Genomic DNA, 17,685 nt, shown 5'->3' with positions numbered 1-17,685 from the left:
TGAGCAACGGCCATCGTAAGCGAGGACCCCACCGCGTCGGGAGGTCTGCCAGTGACAGCCACTAGGACAACGGACAGGGGTTGCGGAAGGTGCCGTGCCCACGCTGCGAAAAGTAACCGAATCGTCACTCGCCGCAAAGGAATGGCGCCCTTTCGGCGGCCCTAGCAGAATCGGCCGATGGACCCCGTCACGCTCACCACCGACCGGCTGCTCCTGCGCGCCGTGGACTCGTACGACACCGACGCGGTGTACGAAGCCGTCCAGGACCCCGACATCCAGCGCTGGACCACGATCCCCTCGCCCTATCTCCGCGAGCACGCGACGGGCTTCACGGACCAGATGGTGCCGGACGGCTGGGCGGACGGCTCCATGTTCACCTTCGGTGCCTTCCTCCTGTCGGGGGACTTGGCGGGCATGCTCTCCATCAGCATGCGTTCCCTGGGCGTCGGCGAGGTGGGCTTCTGGGCGGCCAAGGAGCACCGCGGCTACGGCTACATCACCGAGGCCACCCTCACCGCCGCCCGCTGGGCCTTCACGAGCCTCGCCGTCGACCGTCTGGAATGGCGCGCCGAGGTCGGCAACAAGGGCTCCCGCGCGGTCGCCGAACGCGCCGGCTTCACCCTGGAAGGCACCCTCCGCTCCGCCCTCAACAACAAGGGCGTACGCCGAGACTGCTGGATCGGTTCCCTACTCCCCTCAGACCTGGGCCTGCCATCAACAGCCCCGTACTTGCCGGCCCCTCCCCCCACCCCGTAAAGCACCCCTCCGGTATAGACCAAGGTCAACTCCAAACCCCATCAGCCCGAGGCGGTCCGAGACGACAGCCCCAGGAGGGTCCAGGGGCGCAACCCCGCGGGGACCCGGGGCGCAGCCTTGGCGGGGCCCGCCCCGCAGCCCCGCCGGGGTGGGCGAAGCCTTGCGGTGATCCGGGAGGGCAGCCCCAGTTGGATGCGAGGGCGACAGCCTGCGGGAGTCCAGAGGCACAGTCCCAGTGGGGTGCCGGGGCGCATCCCTCGGCGGGGTGCGGGGCTAAACCTGCAGTGATCTGGGGCGACAGTCCCGGGCGCAGTCCGGGAAACACAGCCCCTGACGAAGTCCGGAGACGAAACCTCACCACGGGGATCCAGGACCGCGGCCCCACCGGGGGTGCGGGGGCGAAGCCCCACAGGGGTCGGAGGGCACAGTCCAGATGGGGTGCGGGGGCGAAGCCCCACAGAGGTCGGAGGGCACAGTCCAGATGGGGTGCGGGGGCGAAGCCCCACAGAGGTCGGAGGACACAGCCCGCCAAGGTGCAGGAGTGGCAGCCCCGCCAGAAGTGCGGGGGCGCAGCTCTTGGCGGGGTCCAGGGACGCAGCCCCCGGCGGGGGTGCAAAGGGGCAGCCCCCAGCTGGGGTGCAAGGGGGCAGCCCCCGGCTGGGTGTCCGGGGCGGAGCCCCGCTGGGGTGCTGGGGCAGAGCCCCGCTGGGGTGCTGGGGCAGAGCCCCGCTGGGGGTCCGGGGCGGAGCCCCGCTGGGGTGCTGGGGCGGAGCCCCGCTGGGGGTCCGGGGGCGGAGCCCCTGGCGGGGGCTGGGGCGGAGCCCCTGGGATGGGACGGGTAGGGGCGGCGGGGGCGAGTCCACTGTCAGTGGCACCGCCTACCGTGTGGAACATGACGAGCCTCCCGCGTCCCACCACCGACCTCTCCGCCGAAGAAGCCCGCCGCATCGCCCTACGGGCCCAGGGCTTCCTGGGCGCCCCCGACCGCAAGGCCGGCGTCCGCGGAATCCTGCGACACCTCGGCGCGGTCCAGCTCGACACGATCTCCGTCCTGGCCCGCTCCCACGAACTCATCCCGTACGCCCGCCTGGGCGCGGTAGGCCGCAAAGCCGTGGATCAGGCCTACTGGACCGACACCCACGCCTTCGAGTACTGGTCCCACGCCGCCTGCATCCTCCCCGTGGAGGAATGGCCCCACTTCGCCTTCCGTCGCCGCGCCTACCGCTCCCGCCCGCACTGGAACCACGACCTGCCGGACGGCACCTACGACCAGGTCATCAAGCAGCTCCGCACGGAAGGCTCCCTCACGGCCACGGAATTGGGCGGCGCGAAGAAGACCAGCGAGTGGTGGGACTGGTCGGGCACGAAGGTGGCCGTGGAGCGCGCGCTGATGTACGGCGAGGTGGTGTGCACGGAGCGCCGAGGCTGGAAGCGGGTGTACGACCTCGCCGAGCGCGCCGTCCCCGAGCCCCTGCTCCATGACGAGCTGGACGACACGGAGTGCCTGCGCCGCCTGGTCGGCCTGGCCGGCCAGTCCCTGGGGGTCGGCACGCGCGCGGACATCGCCGACTATCACCGTCTCAAGGGCGATCAGGTCGACGCGGTGATCGCGGACTCGGGCCTGGTCCCGGTGACGGTGGAGGGCTGGGGCAAGCCCGCGTGGGCGGACCCGGCGGCCCTGGAGACACCGCCGCGCGGCCGCCACCGTACGACGCTGCTGTCCCCGTTCGACTCACTCATCTGGGAGCGGGCCCGCACGGAGCGGATCTTCGGCTTCACCCACCGTCTGGAGGCGTACACGCCCAAGCCGAAGCGGGTGTACGGCTACTTCGCGATGCCGGTCCTCGCCGGGGGCCGGCTCGTCGGCCGCGTGGACCCCGCCCGCGAGGGCCGCACCCTGGTCGCCAAACAGGTCACGCTGGACGGCGCCAAGGCGGTCCCTGCCGTGGCCCAGGCCCTGCTGGAGGCAGCGAGCTGGGTGGACTGCACAAACGTACGCGTGGAACGGGTGGACGCCCCGGACCTCCGCGAGCCCCTCGCGAAGGAACTCAGCCGCGCACTGGCCTGACCTGACCTGACTGGCCGGAGTGACCGGCCTGGCGCCGACTCACCGGATCTCGAGGATCTTCTCCCGCATCGCGTAGACCACCGCCTCCATCCTGGAGTGCAGTTGCAGCTTCTCCAGGATGTTGCGCACATGGTTCTTCACGGTGTTCTCGGAGATGAACAACTCCTTGGCGATATCCCGGTTGTTCATCCCGGTCGCGACGAGCTTGAGAACCTCCAGCTCGCGATCCGTGAGCCGCGGCGCGGGCACGAGCCGACGCTCGTCCGTCCGCTGAATCATCGACTTGAACTCGGTGAGAAGCTTCGACGCCATCGACGGGCTGATCTGCGACTGCCCGTCCGCCACCGCGCGAATGGCCGTGGCCACCTCGTCCGTGGAGATCTCCTTGAGGAGATATCCGGTCGCGCCCGCCTTGATCGCGTCGTAGAGATCGGCTTCCTCGTCGCTGATCGTCAGCATGATGATCTTCGCGCTCGGAGCCACCTCCTTGATGGAGGTGCACGCCTCGATGCCGCCCCGCTTCGGCATGCGTACATCCATCAGCACGATGTCGGGGAGCAGGTCTGCCGCCTTGTCGACCGCCTCCGCCCCGTCACCCGCCTCGCCGACGACCTGGATGTCCTCCTCGGCCGCGAGCACGATCTCCAGACCGCGGCGGAAGAGGGCATGGTCGTCCACGACGAGGACCCGAATGGGCTCCTTGCGTGGAGAGCCCGCGTCCGGGCCCATGCCGACGACGCCGCCGTCGGCATCCCCGTCACGCATCGGTCCGAAGCTGTCCGCCATCGTTCCTCCCCCTGAAGGCCGTGGCCTGCGTTCCTGTGCCATCGCCGATCCGAGGCAACGACCCACCGGTTGGGGCCGGTTCGGCCATGATTCCATGCCTGGACGACAGTGCGGTGACAGAGCGGGTCGCGAAGTGGTCGCACACCGGTGCCCCTGGGGGCGCACGCGCGCTCCAGGGGCACCGGCTCAGCCGTCATCGGGGCGGGTCAGCCGCCGAGCGCACCGCCCGGCGCGTCCGGTCCGGCCTGGGTGACCATGGGGTCCGTGCTGAGGTGGATGACGCCGTAGTCGTATGCGTGCCGCCGGTAGACGACACTGGGTTCCTTCGTCTCGGAGTCGACGAAGAGATAGAAGTCGTGCCCGACCAGCTCCATCTCGTAGAGCGCCTGGTCGAGCGTCATCGGGGCGGCCACGTGGGTCTTCTCGCGAACGATGAGGGGGCCTTCGCCCATGACCTCGAGGGAGCCGATCTTCTTCGTCGGCACGCTGTCCGTGTCGTCCTCGTGGACGACGGTCCCGTTCCCGTTGAGCGTCGCGGCGCCGGGGACGTGGTCGGCAACCTCGGCGGCCGAGAGCCGGCCGTTGCCGCGGCGGGTGTAGCGCTTGTCGTGCTGCTTGCGCAGGCGGGCTTCGAGCTTGTCCGCCGCCAGGTCGAGTGCCGCGTACGGGTCACTTGCCGCCGCCTCCGCCCGGATCACCGGACCGCGGGAGTGGAGCGTGATCTCCACTCGGTCGCAACGGTCGGCCTGCCGGGGGTTGGGCTCCTTGGACACCTCCACGTCGAGGCTGATCACCTTGCCATCGAGCTTCTGGATCTTCTCCAGCTTCAGCTTCTCGGCCACGTGCTTGCGGAACCGCTCGGGCACCTCGGTCTTGCGGCCTTTGACGACGATGTCCACGCAGAACTCCGTTCCCGGATTGCTCCGCTGCACTGGCGGAGCGTCTCCCTTTTGCACCAGGCCCCGGTGAGTGCCGGAACCTCGGACTTGGTGACTTTCACCTCCTCCTCCCCCATGGGCAAGATCTACACCCCACCGCTACGGGTGATTCAGAAACCCGCAGCACAACATTCGGATGGGCGAGGTACGGCCTGCGCCATTGCCTCACAACCGAACATATCTCGCCTGGACGGATGTCGTCACCCTCTACTGCGACGTACCTCCGTTCAGGTGAATTGACCTGGTCATTACCTGCAACGATGGAAGTTCCCGGTCAGTTCCGGTTTATTTCGAAAGAGTCCGGCGGGGCCGCGACCACAGCCGCGCAGATCATGTCGCCGACTCCGCTCATACCCGCCATTCCCCGGGCTGCTTGTGTCCGATGGGTATCCGCTGTCGTTGCCTCGGTCATCCGTTCTCCCGTTGCTTCCCCCGCTTCCTCGACGCATGCATCGACGTCCAGGTATGGATCGATGCGCGCCACCGCCGCCCGTACGGCACGGGCCGCCTCCGTCATCGAGGCCCCCGTCGTCATCAGGTCGTCCACGAGTACGACCCGGCCCCCGCTCGCCAACAGCCGGACACCTCCGGCGGCCACCTCCAGGGCGCCCGCGAGATTGTCCAGTCGCTGCCGCGAGTTGAGCCCCGACTGGTCGGCCACGGCGCGCCGCTGCCGCAGCACGGCCAGCACCCGGGCCGGTGTCCCTGTGCGCCGCAGCTCCCCCGCCGCCGCGAGTGCGATCCGCCGCGCCGGGTCATCGCCCCGCGCCCGCACCGCCTGCCGGGAGGACGGCAGAGGAACGAGCAGCAGAGGCCCTGTACCGGAAAGCGGCGTGCTTCCGTGACCACCCCTGGGCCTCAGTTGCCCGTTGCCGCCCCTCAGGCGCCCGTCCGAGGCCGTGGGCCGTCCCTTCGGGACGGGGAGGCACAGACGCCCCAGCCCTGCCCGTACAGCCCCCGCCAGGGCCGTTCCCAAAGGTGTCGCAAGTGTCAGTGCCCCCCGTTCCTTGTGAGCGAGGAGCGTCGCGCGCACCTCGTCCTCGTATGGGGCCGCCGCGTGCACCACCGGCAGCCCGGGCGGCTCCGGATCCGGGCGCACCCGGCGCGGTGCGGCCCCGCTCAGGGCGGCACGGCACTCCGGGCAGAGCACCGTGCGAGGCCTTCCGCAGCCTCCGCACTCGGCCGGCAGCACCAGATCGGTGAGGTCCTGCCACCACCCCCGCATGCCCACCACTGTGCCAACGTGCGAGCCGACCGGCCACCCCTGTGGACAACCGCCTGTGGACAACTCCACGGCCGTCACCCGTCCGGGGGACCCACCGGGCAATGGCGGCCGGGTCCACCCCGTACGACGGTCAGGTCCACCCCGTACGGCAGCCGGGCCTGCCCGAAATGGGAGGCCCGGCGAGTCCCTGCCCAGGATGGAAGAAGGTCCCTACCCGGGATAGACCGGTGCCGTGCCGTCCTTGACGATCTTCTGCCACTGCTCCCCGGACGACAGCCGCACGATCCCGTCCTCCTCCGAGTGCGCCACCAGCGGCAGCCGTTCGTCCTCGGACGCGGCGACCTCCTTCACCCCCGTCAGCGCGGAGGGCGCGGCACCCACCGCGGTGGAGCCGTCGACCTGGACGTAGCGCATCTGCTGCACCCCACCGGACTCGCGCCCGACGACGACGAGCCGGCTGTCCCCGGCCCACGACATGGCGGTGACCTCCTCCAGCTGCGGCGCCACGGAGCGCAGCTCGAGGATCGAGATGAGGGGCCGTCCGCCGGTCTTGGTGTCGCGCTGGATGCGCCCGATCTGCAGTGAGCTCTTGCCGTCCTTCTGCACGATCAGCGCGATCCGCACCCCGTCGGCGGCCACCCGCACCGCCTGGACACGGCCGTCGATGCCCGGGGCGGTGACAGCCAGCGGAGTACCCGCGCCCTTCTCCAGCAGGAGCAGCCGTGGGTTCTTCGGATCGCGGTCGGCCACCCACAGGTCGCCCTGTCCGTCCCAACTGGGCGTCGTCAGCCGGTCGTCCGCCTTCGCCCCCTGGCTGTGCAGCACCGCGTCCCCCAGCGAGGCGCCCGACACCAGCGATCCGACGTACAGCGAACTCCCGTCGGCCGACACACCGGCCGCGCTGTCCTCGCTCCGCGACACCGCGGCCGACCGCAGCTTCTTGTCGCCCACTCCCAGCGCACCGGGCACCGGCTCGGTCTGCTTGTCACTGTTGGCGCTGGGCAGCCTTACGAGTCGCTGCTTGCCGTCGATGAAGTACTCGTACTCGGGGTGCTTGGCCGTGCCGTGCGAAGCGATGGTCTGTGCCCGGCTCTTGGTGACCACGCACAACTGCGAACCGTTCGACCGCTGCAACTCCACCTCGTCGACGCCCGTGGGTGTCAGATCCTGGAGCGTGAAGAGGAGCTGGGTGGCCATCTTGTCGCACTGGGTCTCTCCGACCCGGTCGGCCTTCTTGTTCAGCGGGACCGTCACCCTGTTGCGGTCGTCGGGCGACAACGACGTGACGCCCTTCTTCAACTCCGTGTCGGAGGGGAAGCTCGACGTCACCACCGGATCCAGCCAGCGTGTGGGCCCCTTCAGGAGTGATCGGACCATCTCCGTCATCGGGTCCACCTTGTCCCGCACATAGACGGGATCGGCGACGGTCCCCAGCAGTCCGCCCGACCCGGAGGGCACATTGGAGGCGAAGTAGTACTTGTTGACGGACACGTAGTTGCGCTGGAAGTCGGAGTTGCCCATCACCACGCCCTGCGGCAGCGCGTCGATACGCCACTGCTTGGTGTCCTTCTGCAGCGTGAGGTGCACCGTCGTCCGGTACGAACCGGCGTCCGGCGCGTACGCGTGCTGTTCGTCCACCGTGGCGACCTTGCTGCCGGAGAGCGTGTACGAGTCGTCGCCCTCCCTGCTGCCCGAGCGCTCCGACTCGGGGTTGGGGCCGTCCGCGAGGACGGTCGTGGAGCGGTACGGATCCCACGCCTTGCGTGCGCTCGCCGTCAGATACTTGCGAGCCGTCTCGTACTGCGCGTCGTCACTGGTCAGTGCCTCCAGGAAGCCCTGCACTATCTCCGCCGGCGGAGCGTTCTCGCGCGGCGGCAGCGCGAAGACGCGGACCTGCGAGTCCTGCCTCGGCGTCGACTCGACCCCGCGCAGATCCCCACTGTCCGGCATCGAGGCACACCCGGTCAGCAGCAATGCGCCGCAGCCGATGTACACCCCCACACGCGCAGGACGCAGACGGCCGCTCCCCTCGCGGTCAGCGCCCACGAAATGCCTCCCCTTGCCCGAGTTCCTCGGGCTCTCCTTGTCCGAGTTCTTCAGGCCCGCCGCCGTCCCGGCCACGCTCCTGCACGGTCCGCTCCCCACCTACGGCAGGCATGTCGTCCGGCCGCCGCACGGCCCCGGAGGGCCTCGGCACCACACGCGCGCCGTTGCCCGGCAGCGCCGTCGGATCGGCCGTGGGCGACGCCCCGGCCAGTCGCGGCACCACGGACGTCCGCTGCATCGGCGGTGCCGCCTTCCCGCCCGCGGCCTGCATCGGCACCGTGGCGAGCTTGTCGCCGCCGCCGGAGGGCAGTCCCGCGTCATTAAGTCCACGATTACGCCGCGAGTCCATGGGCTCCAGGGGTATCGGAGACCCTCGCAGCGGCTCGTCCGCGGTCCGCGGCAGCGTCAGCCGGAACTGCGAACCGCCGCCCGGCTCACCCCACGCCTGCAGCCAGCCGCCGTGCAGCCGGGCATCTTCCAGGGCGATGGACAGCCCGAGCCCCGTGCCGCCGGTGGTACGCGCGCGTGCCGGGTCGGCACGCCAGAAGCGGCTGAAGACCCGGGTCGCCTCACCGGGCTTGAGGCCTACGCCGTAGTCGCGCACCGCGATGGCGACCGCCCCGCCCGCCACGGCGAGCTTGACCACCACTTCCTTGCCGTCACCGTGCTCCACGGCGTTGACGACGAGGTTGCGCAGCACCCGCTCCACCCGCCGGGCATCCGCCTCGGCGACCACCGGCTGCTGGTCGCCGACCACGCGTATCTGCGAGCCCTTGCGCTCGGCGAGCGGCTCGGCCCCGCTGACGACACGCCGTACGACTTCCCGGAGGTCTATCGCCTCGGCCTCCAGCGCCGCCGCGCCCGCGTCGAACCGGCTGATCTCCAGCAGGTCCGCGAGCAGCGTCTCGAACCGGTCCAGCTGATCGGCGAGCAGCTCGGCCGACCGAGCGGTCACCGGATCGAAGTCCACGCGCGCGTCATGGATGACGTCGGCCGCCATCCGGACGGTCGTGAGCGGCGTACGCAGCTCGTGCGACACGTCGGACACGAACCGGCGCTGCATCCGCGACAGGTCCTCCATCTGCTGGATCTTCAGCTGAAGGTTCTGCGCCATCTTGTTGAAGGCCTCGCCGAGCCGCGCGATGTCGTCCTCGCCGGTGACCTTCATCCGTTCCTGCAGGCGCCCGGCGGAGAGCCGCTCGGCGATCCCCGCCGCCATTCGCACCGGAGTGACGACCTGGCGCACCACGAGCCAGGCGATGGCCCCCAGAAGCACCACGACGAACAGACCGGCCGTCGCGAGCGTCCCCTTGACCAGGCTCAGCGACTTCTCCTCCTGCGTCAGCGGGAAGAGGTAGTAGAGCTGGTACGAGTCTCCGTTGGGGTCGAGGACCTGCTTGCCGATGACCAACGCGGCCTGCGACTCCGTACCGTCCTTGTAGAGGACCCTGGTGTAGCTCTGGGCCGCCATCGTGTTGCTGTCGACGCGGGCGCGCAGGGCCTCCGGGACGCTCAGCGTCGGATCGACGTCACCCGAGGAACGCGGACCCCGCCCGGCACCGCCGTTGCCGGCCACGGTGGAGCTGAGCGTCACCACGTCGAAGGCGCCCTGGCCGCCACTGGAAAGGGAGACGACGAGGTCGTTCATCCACTGGCTGACGTTCTTGGACGGACGGCCGTCCGCACTCGAACCGTCGTCGCCGTTGGCCGTCGCGGCCGCGTCCGCCTTCTGCTTGGCCACCGAGAAACCACCCGTGGCCTGACTCTGGGAGGCCTTCACCTTGGCGTCCAGCAGACCGTTGCGCACCTGCCCGATGACCACGAAGCCGAGCAGTAGCACGACACCCAGCGACATCAGCAGCGTCGTGACGACGATCTTGAGCTGGATGTTGCGCCGCCACAGCCGCATCACGGGCAGCAACGGACGGCGCACCCAGCGCATGAACAACCGAAGGACCGGGCTGCCCTGAACTCCGCCCTGCAGCAGCCCGCCCTCCAAGAAACGTCCCCAACGGGAGCCCGTCACCTTCCGGCCGACAGGCCGCCCCGAACGGACCCCCGACTCACCGGGCGCCGAAGCGGCACTGTCCTGGGACATGTCAGCTCGGTCCGGCCTTGTAACCGACACCACGGACGGTCACCACGATCTCCGGCCGCTCCGGGTCTTTCTCGACCTTGGAGCGCAGCCGCTGGACATGGACGTTGACAAGGCGGGTGTCCGCCGCGTGTCGGTAGCCCCACACCTGTTCGAGGAGCACCTCCCGCGTGAACACCTGCCACGGCTTGCGGGCCAGTGCCACGAGCAGATCGAACTCCAGCGGCGTCAGGGCGATCGACTGCCCTTCCCGCTTCACAGAGTGACCGGCCACATCGATCACAAGATCGCCGATGGCCAGCTGCTCGGGCGCCGGTTCCTCGGAACGCCGCAGCCGCGCCCTGATCCGCGCCACCAGCTCCTTTGGCTTGAACGGCTTCACGATGTAGTCGTCGGCGCCCGACTCGAGGCCGACCACGACATCGACGGTGTCGCTCTTCGCGGTGAGCATCACGATCGGCACCCCGGACTCCGCCCTGATCAGGCGGCACACCTCGATACCGTCCCGGCCGGGAAGCATCAGGTCCAGGAGCACCAGATCGGGCTTGGTCTCACGGAAAGCGGCCAGCGCCTTGTCGCCGTCGGCTACGAAAGACGGCTCAAAACCTTCACCACGCAACACAATGCCGAGCATCTCGGCCAGTGCGGTGTCGTCATCGACGACAAGGACTCGTCCCTTCATAAACGACATCATCCCATTAACTAAATCGTTACCTGGCGTGACCTGTCACACAGCTCAGCGAGTGCCTCAGCTGTCACGGGCGACACAGCGCCCTCTTCGGTCACGATCGCCGTCACCAACTCGGGGGGCGTCACATCGAATGCCGGGTTGTACGCCTGGGTCCCCAGGGGTGCCACCGGTATCCCGCCTCCCGCTTCCACTCCCGCCACAGGCACCTGGGGTGCTGTGACCTCGGTCACTTCATGACCGGGGCGCTGCTCGACCTCGATGGATGCTCCGTCCGGGGTGTCCGGGTCCACCGTCGTCACCGGCGCCACCACGATGAACGGCACATGGTGATACCGGGCCAGCACGGCGAGCGGATAGCTCCCCACCTTGTTCGCCACCGAACCGTCGGCAGCGATCCGATCGGCCCCGATGAGCACCGCGTCCACCTCCCCCGCCGCGAACAGTGATCCCGCCGCGTTGTCCGTGAGCAAGGTGTACGCCATTCCGTTGCGCGCCGCCTCGTAAGCCGTCAGGCGAGCACCTTGCAGCAACGGACGCGTTTCGTCCACCCACAGCCTCCGCAGCTGCCCCGCCCGATGCACCGCGAGGGCCACCGCGAAGGCCGTGCCCTCCCCACCGGACACCAACGCCCCGGTGTTGCAATGGGTCAGAATCCGGTGCCCGCCACCCGGCAGCAGCTCGTCGAGCAGCGCCAACCCGTGCTCGGCCATCCGTGCGCTGGCTGCGGCATCCTCCCGGTGCAGCGCCCGCGCCGCTTCGAGCGCCGCCTCGGCAGCCTGCCCCTGATCACCGGCGCCGGAGAGCGCGGCACGGTACGCCGTCTGCGCCCGGCGCACACCGACAGCCAGGTTCACCGCGGTGGGCCGGGCGCCCGCCAGCGCCTGGGCGGCATCGTCCACGTCGAAGCCGCGCGCGGCGGCGAGCGCGACTCCGTACGCCCCGGCGATACCCAGCAACGGCGCCCCTCGCACGGCCAGCGTGCGGATCGCCTCCACCAGCGCGGGAGCGTCCGTGCACACCAGCTCAACTTCCTCGGCCGGCAACCGTGTCTGGTCGAGAAGGACCAGCACCGGCCCTTCGGGCGGCTCGTCCCAGCGGATCGCCGGTATCTCCAGTGGCCCGTCGTCCTCGCGGAATTGCGCGTACTGATCAGCCATCCGCCCAGTCTGCCCCGTAGCAGGCAGACAATTGAAGGTGTCCACCCCATACGGGGGCCGGTCCCATGCCGGGCACACCGTGGCACGATGGCTGCCAACCTGCCGCCGCGACCGCGGACGGGCACCGTGAAGGAGCGACGATGAAAGACACTCCGGGCTGGGCCTCGCCCGGATCTGCCCCCTCCGACGGGCAGGAGCCGGACAACTCCGGCACCGCCGAGCCCCCGGAGCAGCCCGCGGACCAAGGTGGCACGAACCAGCCGGAGCCGCCCTCGAAGTGGTCCAAGGAGCAGCCCCCGCCCGGCCAGTGGTCCGCTCCCAGCCCACAGGGCCCCGGACAGGCCCCGCCACCACCCCCCGGCCCCGGCTGGGGCGGTCAGCAGCCCTCGGGCGCGGGCGGCCACGGAGGCCAGGGCGGAGGCTACGGCGGCTGGGGAGGCCCCGGCCGTGGCTACGGAGGCCCAGGAGGTCCCGGTGGCTGGGGTGGCAACTGGGGCGGTCCGCCGCCCGCCGCCAAGCCCGGCGTGATCCCCCTGCGCCCGCTCGGCGTCGGCGAGATCCTCGACGGCGCGGTCTCCACGATGCGGACCTACTGGCGCACCGTCCTGGGCATCTCGCTCACCGTCGCCGTCGTCACACAGATCGCGGTCATCCTGCTCCAGGGCCTGGTCCTGGACGACAGCGCGAGCACGGACGTCCTCAACGACCCGAGCGCCACCCCGGGCGAGCTGAGCCGCGCCCTGGGCGACACCCTGCTGAGCTCCGGCGTCGTCGTGCTCATCGGCCTGCTCGGCACCATCGTCGCCACGGCCCTGCTCACCTCCGTGACCAGCCGCGCGGTACTCGGCAAGCCGGTGACCACCGCCGAGGCCTGGCGCGACGCCAGACCCCGGCTGCCGAAGCTGTTCGCCCTGACCTTCCTGCTTCCGCTCATCGCCGTCGCGATCATCACCGTCGGCACTCTTCCCGGCCTGCTCGTCGCCGTCGCCGGCTCGAGCAGCGCGGGCGCCGCGCTCGCGGTCCTCGGCGGGCTCGGCGCAGGCGTCGTCGCCCTCTGGCTGATGATCCGCTTCTCGCTCGCCTCGCCCGCCCTGATGCTGGAGAAGCAGGGCGTCCTGAAGTCGATGAGCCGCTCCGCGAAGCTCGTCCGCGGCTCCTGGTGGCGAGTCTTCGGCATCCAGCTGCTCGCCACGATCATCGCCAACATCGTGGCGTCGATCGTCGTGATCCCCTTCGCCCTCATCGCCTCCGCCCTGAGCGGCGACGGCGTCGCCGGTTTCCTGAGCAGCGGCGGCAGCCCCGGCTGGACGTTCCTCATCGTCAGCGGAATCGGTTCGGTGATCGGCTCCATGATCACCTTCCCGATCTCCGCGGGCGTCACCGTGCTCCTCTACATCGACCAGCGCATCCGCCGCGAGGCCCTCGACCTCGACCTGGCCCGCGCCGCCGGTGTCCAGGACTACGGCTCCAGCACCCCCGGCACCACTCCGGGGAGCTGATGCGGTGAGTCCGGCGGGGGGAGTTCTCACAGCGGTACTGGCACTGCCGCACACCGGCGCCACGGCCGTACTCGCGCTACCGCGCGACGACGAACCACCGGTGACGATCCCGCGCGACCCCGCGCGGGAGGCGGCCAAGCGCGAACTGTCCAAACGGATGTACCACGAGAACGACCCCAGCCCGGTGCAACGCGCTCTGAACGCCTTCTGGGACTGGGTCGACAAACTGTTCAGCGCCGCCTCCACGGCGACTCCCGGCGGCACACTCGGACTTGTCGTCATCGTGGTGGCGGTGCTGGCGGTCGTGGCCGCCCTCTGGTGGCGCCTCGGCACCCCGCACCGCACCCCCACCTCCTCCGCCGCACTCTTCGACGACCGCCCACGCAGCGCCGCCGAACACCGCGCGGCCGCCGAAGCACACGCCGCCCAGGGCCACTGGAACCAAGCCGTCCAGGAACGCATGCGCGCCGTCGTACGCTCCCTCGAGGAGCGCGCCCTGCTCGACCCACGCCCCGGCCGCACCGCGGACGAGGCCGCCGCCGAAGCGGGCCGCACACTGCCCTCCCACACGGACCGACTACGCGCCGCCGCCCGGGACTTCGACGAGGTCACATACGGCGGCCGGTCCGCGGGCTCCGACACATACCACCGCCTCACCGAACTCGACCGCGACCTCGAGCGCACCAAACCCGTACTCACCAGCAGCGCCCAGAGCACGGACCGCAACAGCCGCCAGGGGGCCGCCTCATGACCGAGGCCACCCTCACGTCCACCTCGGCCTCGCCCACCGCCCGCCAGGTGTGGACCCGCACTCGAGGCATCGTCCTCGCCGTCGTGATCCTGCTGGCGGCCGCCGTCGCGATCGCCGCGATCCACTCCGGCGCCCAGCACGGCCGCCTCGACCCACGCTCCGCCGACCCCTACGGCAGCCGCGCCACTGCCGAACTCCTCGGCGACCGCGGGGTCTCCACGCGCGTGGTCACCACCCTGGACGAGGCCCGTGCTGCGGCCGGCGCCGACACCACTCTCCTCGTCGCCGCCCCGGACCTGCTGACCGACCATCAGCAGGCCGGCCTCCGCGCGGCGACCAAGAACTCCGGCGGCCGCACGATCCTGATCGCCCCCGACTCGCCCTCCCTCGGCACCCTCGCCCCCGGAGTGACCGCCGAACCCGCGATCAGCTTCGACTCGACGCTCTCCCCCGGCTGCGACCTGCCCGCCGCCCGCCGCGCGGGCAGCGCCGACACCGGCGGCATCCGCTACAGCACCAGCGACCTCGGCGCCGACGTCTGCTACCCCAGCGACGGCCTGCCCACCCTGCTGCGCATCCCGGCGGCCACCGGGAACGGCGACACCGTCGTCATCGGCGCCCCCGACATCCTCTACAACAACCGTCTCGACAAGCAGGGCAACGCCTCGCTCGCCCTCCAACTGCTCGGTTCCCGCCCCCACTTGGTCTGGTACCTCCCCTCTCTCTCCGACACCTCGGCCACCGACGCGGGCAGAAAGACCTTCCTCGACCTACTCCCCTCGGGCTGGCTCTGGGGCACCCTTCAGCTCTTCATCGCGGCAGGCCTGGCCGCCCTCTGGCGGGCACGCCGACTCGGCCCCCTCGTACCCGAACGCCTCCCCGTCGCGATCCGCGCCTCCGAAACCGTCGAAGGCCGCGCCCGCCTCTACCGCAAGGCCAACGCCCGCGACCGCGCGGCCGCCGCTCTGCGCTCCACCACCCGCACCCGACTCGCCCCCCTCATCGGCGTGTCCCCCGCCCAGGCGCACGCGCCCGAGGCGCTGCTCCCCGCCCTGTCCGCCCGCCTCAACGGCGACGGACAGGCCCTGCACACCCTCCTCTTCGGCCCGCCGCCCGGCGACGACGCGGCCCTCATCTCCCTCGCCGACCAACTCGACGCCCTCGAAAGAGAGGTACGCCGTTCATGATGGACCCGACCACTGACAACGCCGGGTACGCCGGGGATCCGGGCGCCGCCCGCTCCTCCCTGGAAGCCCTGCGCGCCGAGATCGCCAAAGCCGTGGTCGGCCAGGACCCCGCCGTGACCGGCCTCGTCGTCGCCCTCCTCTGCCGCGGACACGTTCTACTAGAAGGAGTCCCCGGAGTCGCCAAAACGTTGCTCGTCCGCGCGCTCGCATCCGCGCTCGAACTCGACACCAAGCGCATCCAGTTCACTCCCGACCTGATGCCGAGCGACATCACCGGCTCTCTCGTCTACGACGCCCGCACCGCCGAGTTCTCGTTCCAGCCCGGCCCGGTCTTCACGAACCTCCTGCTGGCCGACGAGATCAACCGCACCCCGCCCAAGACCCAGTCGTCCCTCCTCGAAGCGATGGAGGAGCGCCAAGTCACGGTCGACGGCACCCCCCGCCCGCTCCCGGAGCCCTTCCTGGTCGCCGCGACCCAGAACCCGGTCGAGTACGAGGGAACGTATCCTCTGCCCGAAGCCCAACTGGACCGCTTCCTCGTGAAACTGACGATCCCTCTGCCCTCCCGTCAGGACGAGATCGACGTCCTCACCCGCCACGCCGAGGGCTTCAACCCGCGCGACCTGCGCGCCGCCGGCGTACGCCCCGTGGCAGGCCCGGCCGACCTGGAAGCCGCCCGCGCCGCCGTGGCCAAGACATCGGTCTCCCCCGAAATCACCGGCTACGTCGTCGACATCTGCCGCGCCACCCGCGAATCGCCGTCCCTCACCCTCGGCGTCTCCCCGCGCGGCGCGACCGCCCTCCTCGCCACCGCCCGCGCCTGGGCCTGGCTGACCGGCCGCGACTACGTCATCCCCGACGACGTGAAGGCCCTGGCCCTGCCCACCCTCCGCCACCGCATCCAGCTCCGCCCCGAGGCCGAGATGGAAGGCGTGACGGCCGACTCGGTCATCAACGCGATCCTCGCCCACGTCCCCGTCCCCCGCTGATGGCGCTCACCGGACGCGCCGCCCTGCTGGCGGCCCTCGGCACACTCCCCGTCGGCATCTGGGAGCCGAGCTGGGCGGGCATCCTCGCCGTGAACGCTCCCCTGGCCCTGGCCTGCGCCTGCGACGCCGCCCTGGCCGCACCCGTACGCCGTCTCGGCCTGGCCCGCTCCGGCGACACTTCCGTACGCCTCGGCGAAACCGCCGATGTCACCCTGACCGTCACCAACCCTTCCGGCCGCTTCCTGCGCGCCCGCCTCCGTGACGCCTGGCCTCCCAGCAGCTGGGAGCCGGGCACCGAGGTGGCCGCCTCCCGCCACCGACTGACGGTCCCCGCCGGCGAGCGTCGACGCCTCACCACCCGCCTACGCCCCACCCGGCGCGGGGACCGCCAGGCGGACCGCGTCACCATCCGCTCGTACGGTCCCCTCGGTCTCTTCTCCCGCCAGGGCAGCCACAAGGTGCCCTGGACCGTACGAGTCCTGCCACCCTTCACCAGCCGCAAGCACCTCCCCTCCAAACTGGCCCGCCTACGCGAACTCGACGGCCGCACCAGCGTCCTGACCCGCGGCGAGGGCACGGAATTCGACAGCCTGCGCGAGTACGTCCCCGGCGACGACACCCGCTCCATCGACTGGCGCGCCACGGCCCGCCACACCACGGTCGCCGTACGTACCTGGCGTCCCGAGCGCGACCGCCACATCCTTCTGGTCCTCGACACGGGCCGAACCTCGGCCGGCCGCGTGGGCGACGCCCCGCGCCTCGACGCCTCCATGGACGCGGCACTCCTCCTGGCCGCCCTGGCTTCCCGGGCCGGTGACCGCGTGGACCTCCTCGCCTACGACCGCCGGGTACGCGCCCTGGTCCAGGGCCGCTCAGCCGGCGACGTCCTCCCTTCCCTGGTCAACGCGATGGCGACCCTGGAGCCGGAGCTCGTCGAAACGGACGCCCGCGGCCTCACCGCCACGGCCCTGCGTACGGCCCCTCGCCGCTCCCTGATCGTGTTGCTGACCAGCCTCGACGCGGCCCCCATCGAAGAGGGCCTGCTCCCCGTACTCTCCGGTCTCACCCACCGCCACACAGTGCTCGTGGCTTCAGTGGCCGACCCGCACATCGCGCACATGGCTACGGCCCGGGGAAGCGCCGAGGCGGTGTACGAGGCGGCAGCCGCGGCCCAGGCCCAGACGGAGCGCCATCGCACGGCCGAACAACTTCAGCGGCACGGAGTAACCGTCGTCGACGCGGTTCCGGACAACCTGGCGCCTGCCCTCGCGGATGCGTATCTGGCACTCAAGGCAGCGGGACGGCTGTAAACCGGCACAAAAAAGGGGGTCTCTCGATTCGAGAGGCCCCAAAAAAAATGATCCTGAACGCAGAAAACCCCCGTACCGTTTTCCCGGTACGAGGGTTCTCCCTAAATTTAGTTCGGCGGCGTCCTACTCTCCCACAGGGTCCCCCCTGCAGTACCATCGGCGCTGTGAGGCTTAGCTTCCGGGTTCG

General features: G+C 70.6%; 14 protein-coding genes and 1 rRNA gene. 7 read left to right on the top strand and 8 right to left on the bottom strand.

What is annotated here, in order from left to right:
* Positions 1-177 precede the first annotated feature (177 nt).
* Both ACFVWD_RS38395 and ACFVWD_RS38390 read left to right on the top strand, forming a co-directional pair.
* Positions 178-756 (top strand): GNAT family N-acetyltransferase, encoded by a 579-nt coding sequence (locus ACFVWD_RS38395; protein WP_389602637.1) that lies wholly within the window; start codon positions 178-180, stop codon positions 754-756.
* 892 nt (positions 757-1,648) lie between these two features.
* Positions 1,649-2,824 carry a winged helix-turn-helix domain-containing protein gene (locus ACFVWD_RS38390; protein WP_389602636.1) on the top strand — a complete coding sequence of 392 codons (1,176 nt, stop codon included), beginning with the start codon at positions 1,649-1,651 and terminating at the stop codon, positions 2,822-2,824.
* Between the two features lie 39 nt (positions 2,825-2,863).
* On the opposite strand, the gene ACFVWD_RS38385 is transcribed toward ACFVWD_RS38390, so the two are convergent.
* The 7 genes from ACFVWD_RS38385 to mtnA all read right to left on the bottom strand — a co-directional run bounded on the left by ACFVWD_RS38385 (position 2,864) and on the right by mtnA (position 11,762).
* Positions 2,864-3,610: a response regulator transcription factor gene (locus ACFVWD_RS38385; protein ID WP_067380003.1), complete on the bottom strand. Its 747-nt coding sequence runs from the start codon at positions 3,608-3,610 to the stop codon at positions 2,864-2,866.
* Positions 3,611-3,816: 206 nt separating this feature from the next.
* On the bottom strand, positions 3,817-4,509 hold the full coding sequence (gene hpf, locus ACFVWD_RS38380) for a ribosome hibernation-promoting factor, HPF/YfiA family (RefSeq protein WP_373306561.1): 693 nt from the start codon (positions 4,507-4,509) through the stop codon (positions 3,817-3,819).
* 313 nt (positions 4,510-4,822) lie between these two features.
* Positions 4,823-5,773: a ComF family protein gene (locus tag ACFVWD_RS38375; RefSeq protein WP_389602635.1), complete on the bottom strand. Its 951-nt coding sequence runs from the start codon at positions 5,771-5,773 to the stop codon at positions 4,823-4,825.
* A gap of 210 nt (positions 5,774-5,983) precedes the next feature.
* Entirely contained in the window at positions 5,984-7,819 is a 1,836-nt protein-coding gene (locus ACFVWD_RS38370) for an LpqB family beta-propeller domain-containing protein (RefSeq protein WP_389602634.1), read from the bottom strand.
* Positions 7,809-9,917, bottom strand: coding sequence for an MtrAB system histidine kinase MtrB (gene mtrB / locus ACFVWD_RS38365; protein WP_389602633.1), 2,109 nt, complete (start codon positions 9,915-9,917; stop codon positions 7,809-7,811). Before mtrB ends, ACFVWD_RS38370 begins: the two co-directional genes overlap by 11 nt.
* Before the next feature lies 1 nt (position 9,918).
* Entirely contained in the window at positions 9,919-10,608 is a 690-nt protein-coding gene (gene mtrA, locus ACFVWD_RS38360; protein WP_150136091.1) for a two-component system response regulator MtrA, read from the bottom strand.
* A gap of 8 nt (positions 10,609-10,616) precedes the next feature.
* Positions 10,617-11,762, bottom strand: a complete 1,146-nt coding sequence (gene mtnA, locus ACFVWD_RS38355) for an S-methyl-5-thioribose-1-phosphate isomerase (RefSeq protein WP_389602632.1) — start codon at positions 11,760-11,762, stop codon at positions 10,617-10,619.
* Between the two features lie 140 nt (positions 11,763-11,902).
* Between mtnA and ACFVWD_RS38350 the strand changes: the two genes are divergently transcribed.
* The 5 genes from ACFVWD_RS38350 to ACFVWD_RS38330 are packed head-to-tail and all read left to right on the top strand — an operon-like array spanning position 11,903 to position 17,498.
* Positions 11,903-13,261, top strand: a complete 1,359-nt coding sequence (locus ACFVWD_RS38350; protein ID WP_389602631.1) for a glycerophosphoryl diester phosphodiesterase membrane domain-containing protein — start codon at positions 11,903-11,905, stop codon at positions 13,259-13,261.
* A gap of 4 nt (positions 13,262-13,265) precedes the next feature.
* On the top strand, positions 13,266-14,012 hold the full coding sequence (locus ACFVWD_RS38345; RefSeq protein WP_389602630.1) for a DUF4129 domain-containing protein: 747 nt from the start codon (positions 13,266-13,268) through the stop codon (positions 14,010-14,012).
* Positions 14,009-15,199 (top strand): DUF4350 domain-containing protein, encoded by a 1,191-nt coding sequence (locus ACFVWD_RS38340; RefSeq protein WP_389602629.1) that lies wholly within the window; start codon positions 14,009-14,011, stop codon positions 15,197-15,199. Before ACFVWD_RS38345 ends, ACFVWD_RS38340 begins: the two co-directional genes overlap by 4 nt.
* Positions 15,199-16,188 (top strand): AAA family ATPase, encoded by a 990-nt coding sequence (locus tag ACFVWD_RS38335; protein WP_389602663.1) that lies wholly within the window; start codon positions 15,199-15,201, stop codon positions 16,186-16,188. The genes ACFVWD_RS38340 and ACFVWD_RS38335 overlap by 1 nt, the downstream gene beginning before the upstream one ends.
* On the top strand, positions 16,188-17,498 hold the full coding sequence (locus tag ACFVWD_RS38330) for a DUF58 domain-containing protein (RefSeq protein ID WP_389602628.1): 1,311 nt from the start codon (positions 16,188-16,190) through the stop codon (positions 17,496-17,498). Before ACFVWD_RS38335 ends, ACFVWD_RS38330 begins: the two co-directional genes overlap by 1 nt.
* Before the next feature lie 110 nt (positions 17,499-17,608).
* On the opposite strand, the gene rrf is transcribed toward ACFVWD_RS38330, so the two are convergent.
* Positions 17,609-17,685, bottom strand: a 5S ribosomal RNA gene (gene rrf, locus ACFVWD_RS38325); the annotation flags it as partial.

Origin of the sequence: Streptomyces sp. NPDC058086, from assembly GCF_042885015.1 — a bacterium.
In the GTDB taxonomy this organism is placed as follows: Bacteria; Actinomycetota; Actinomycetes; order Streptomycetales; family Streptomycetaceae; genus Streptomyces.
Note: the sequence above shows the minus strand (reverse complement) of the source record. Positions and strands in the feature narration are given on the sequence as shown.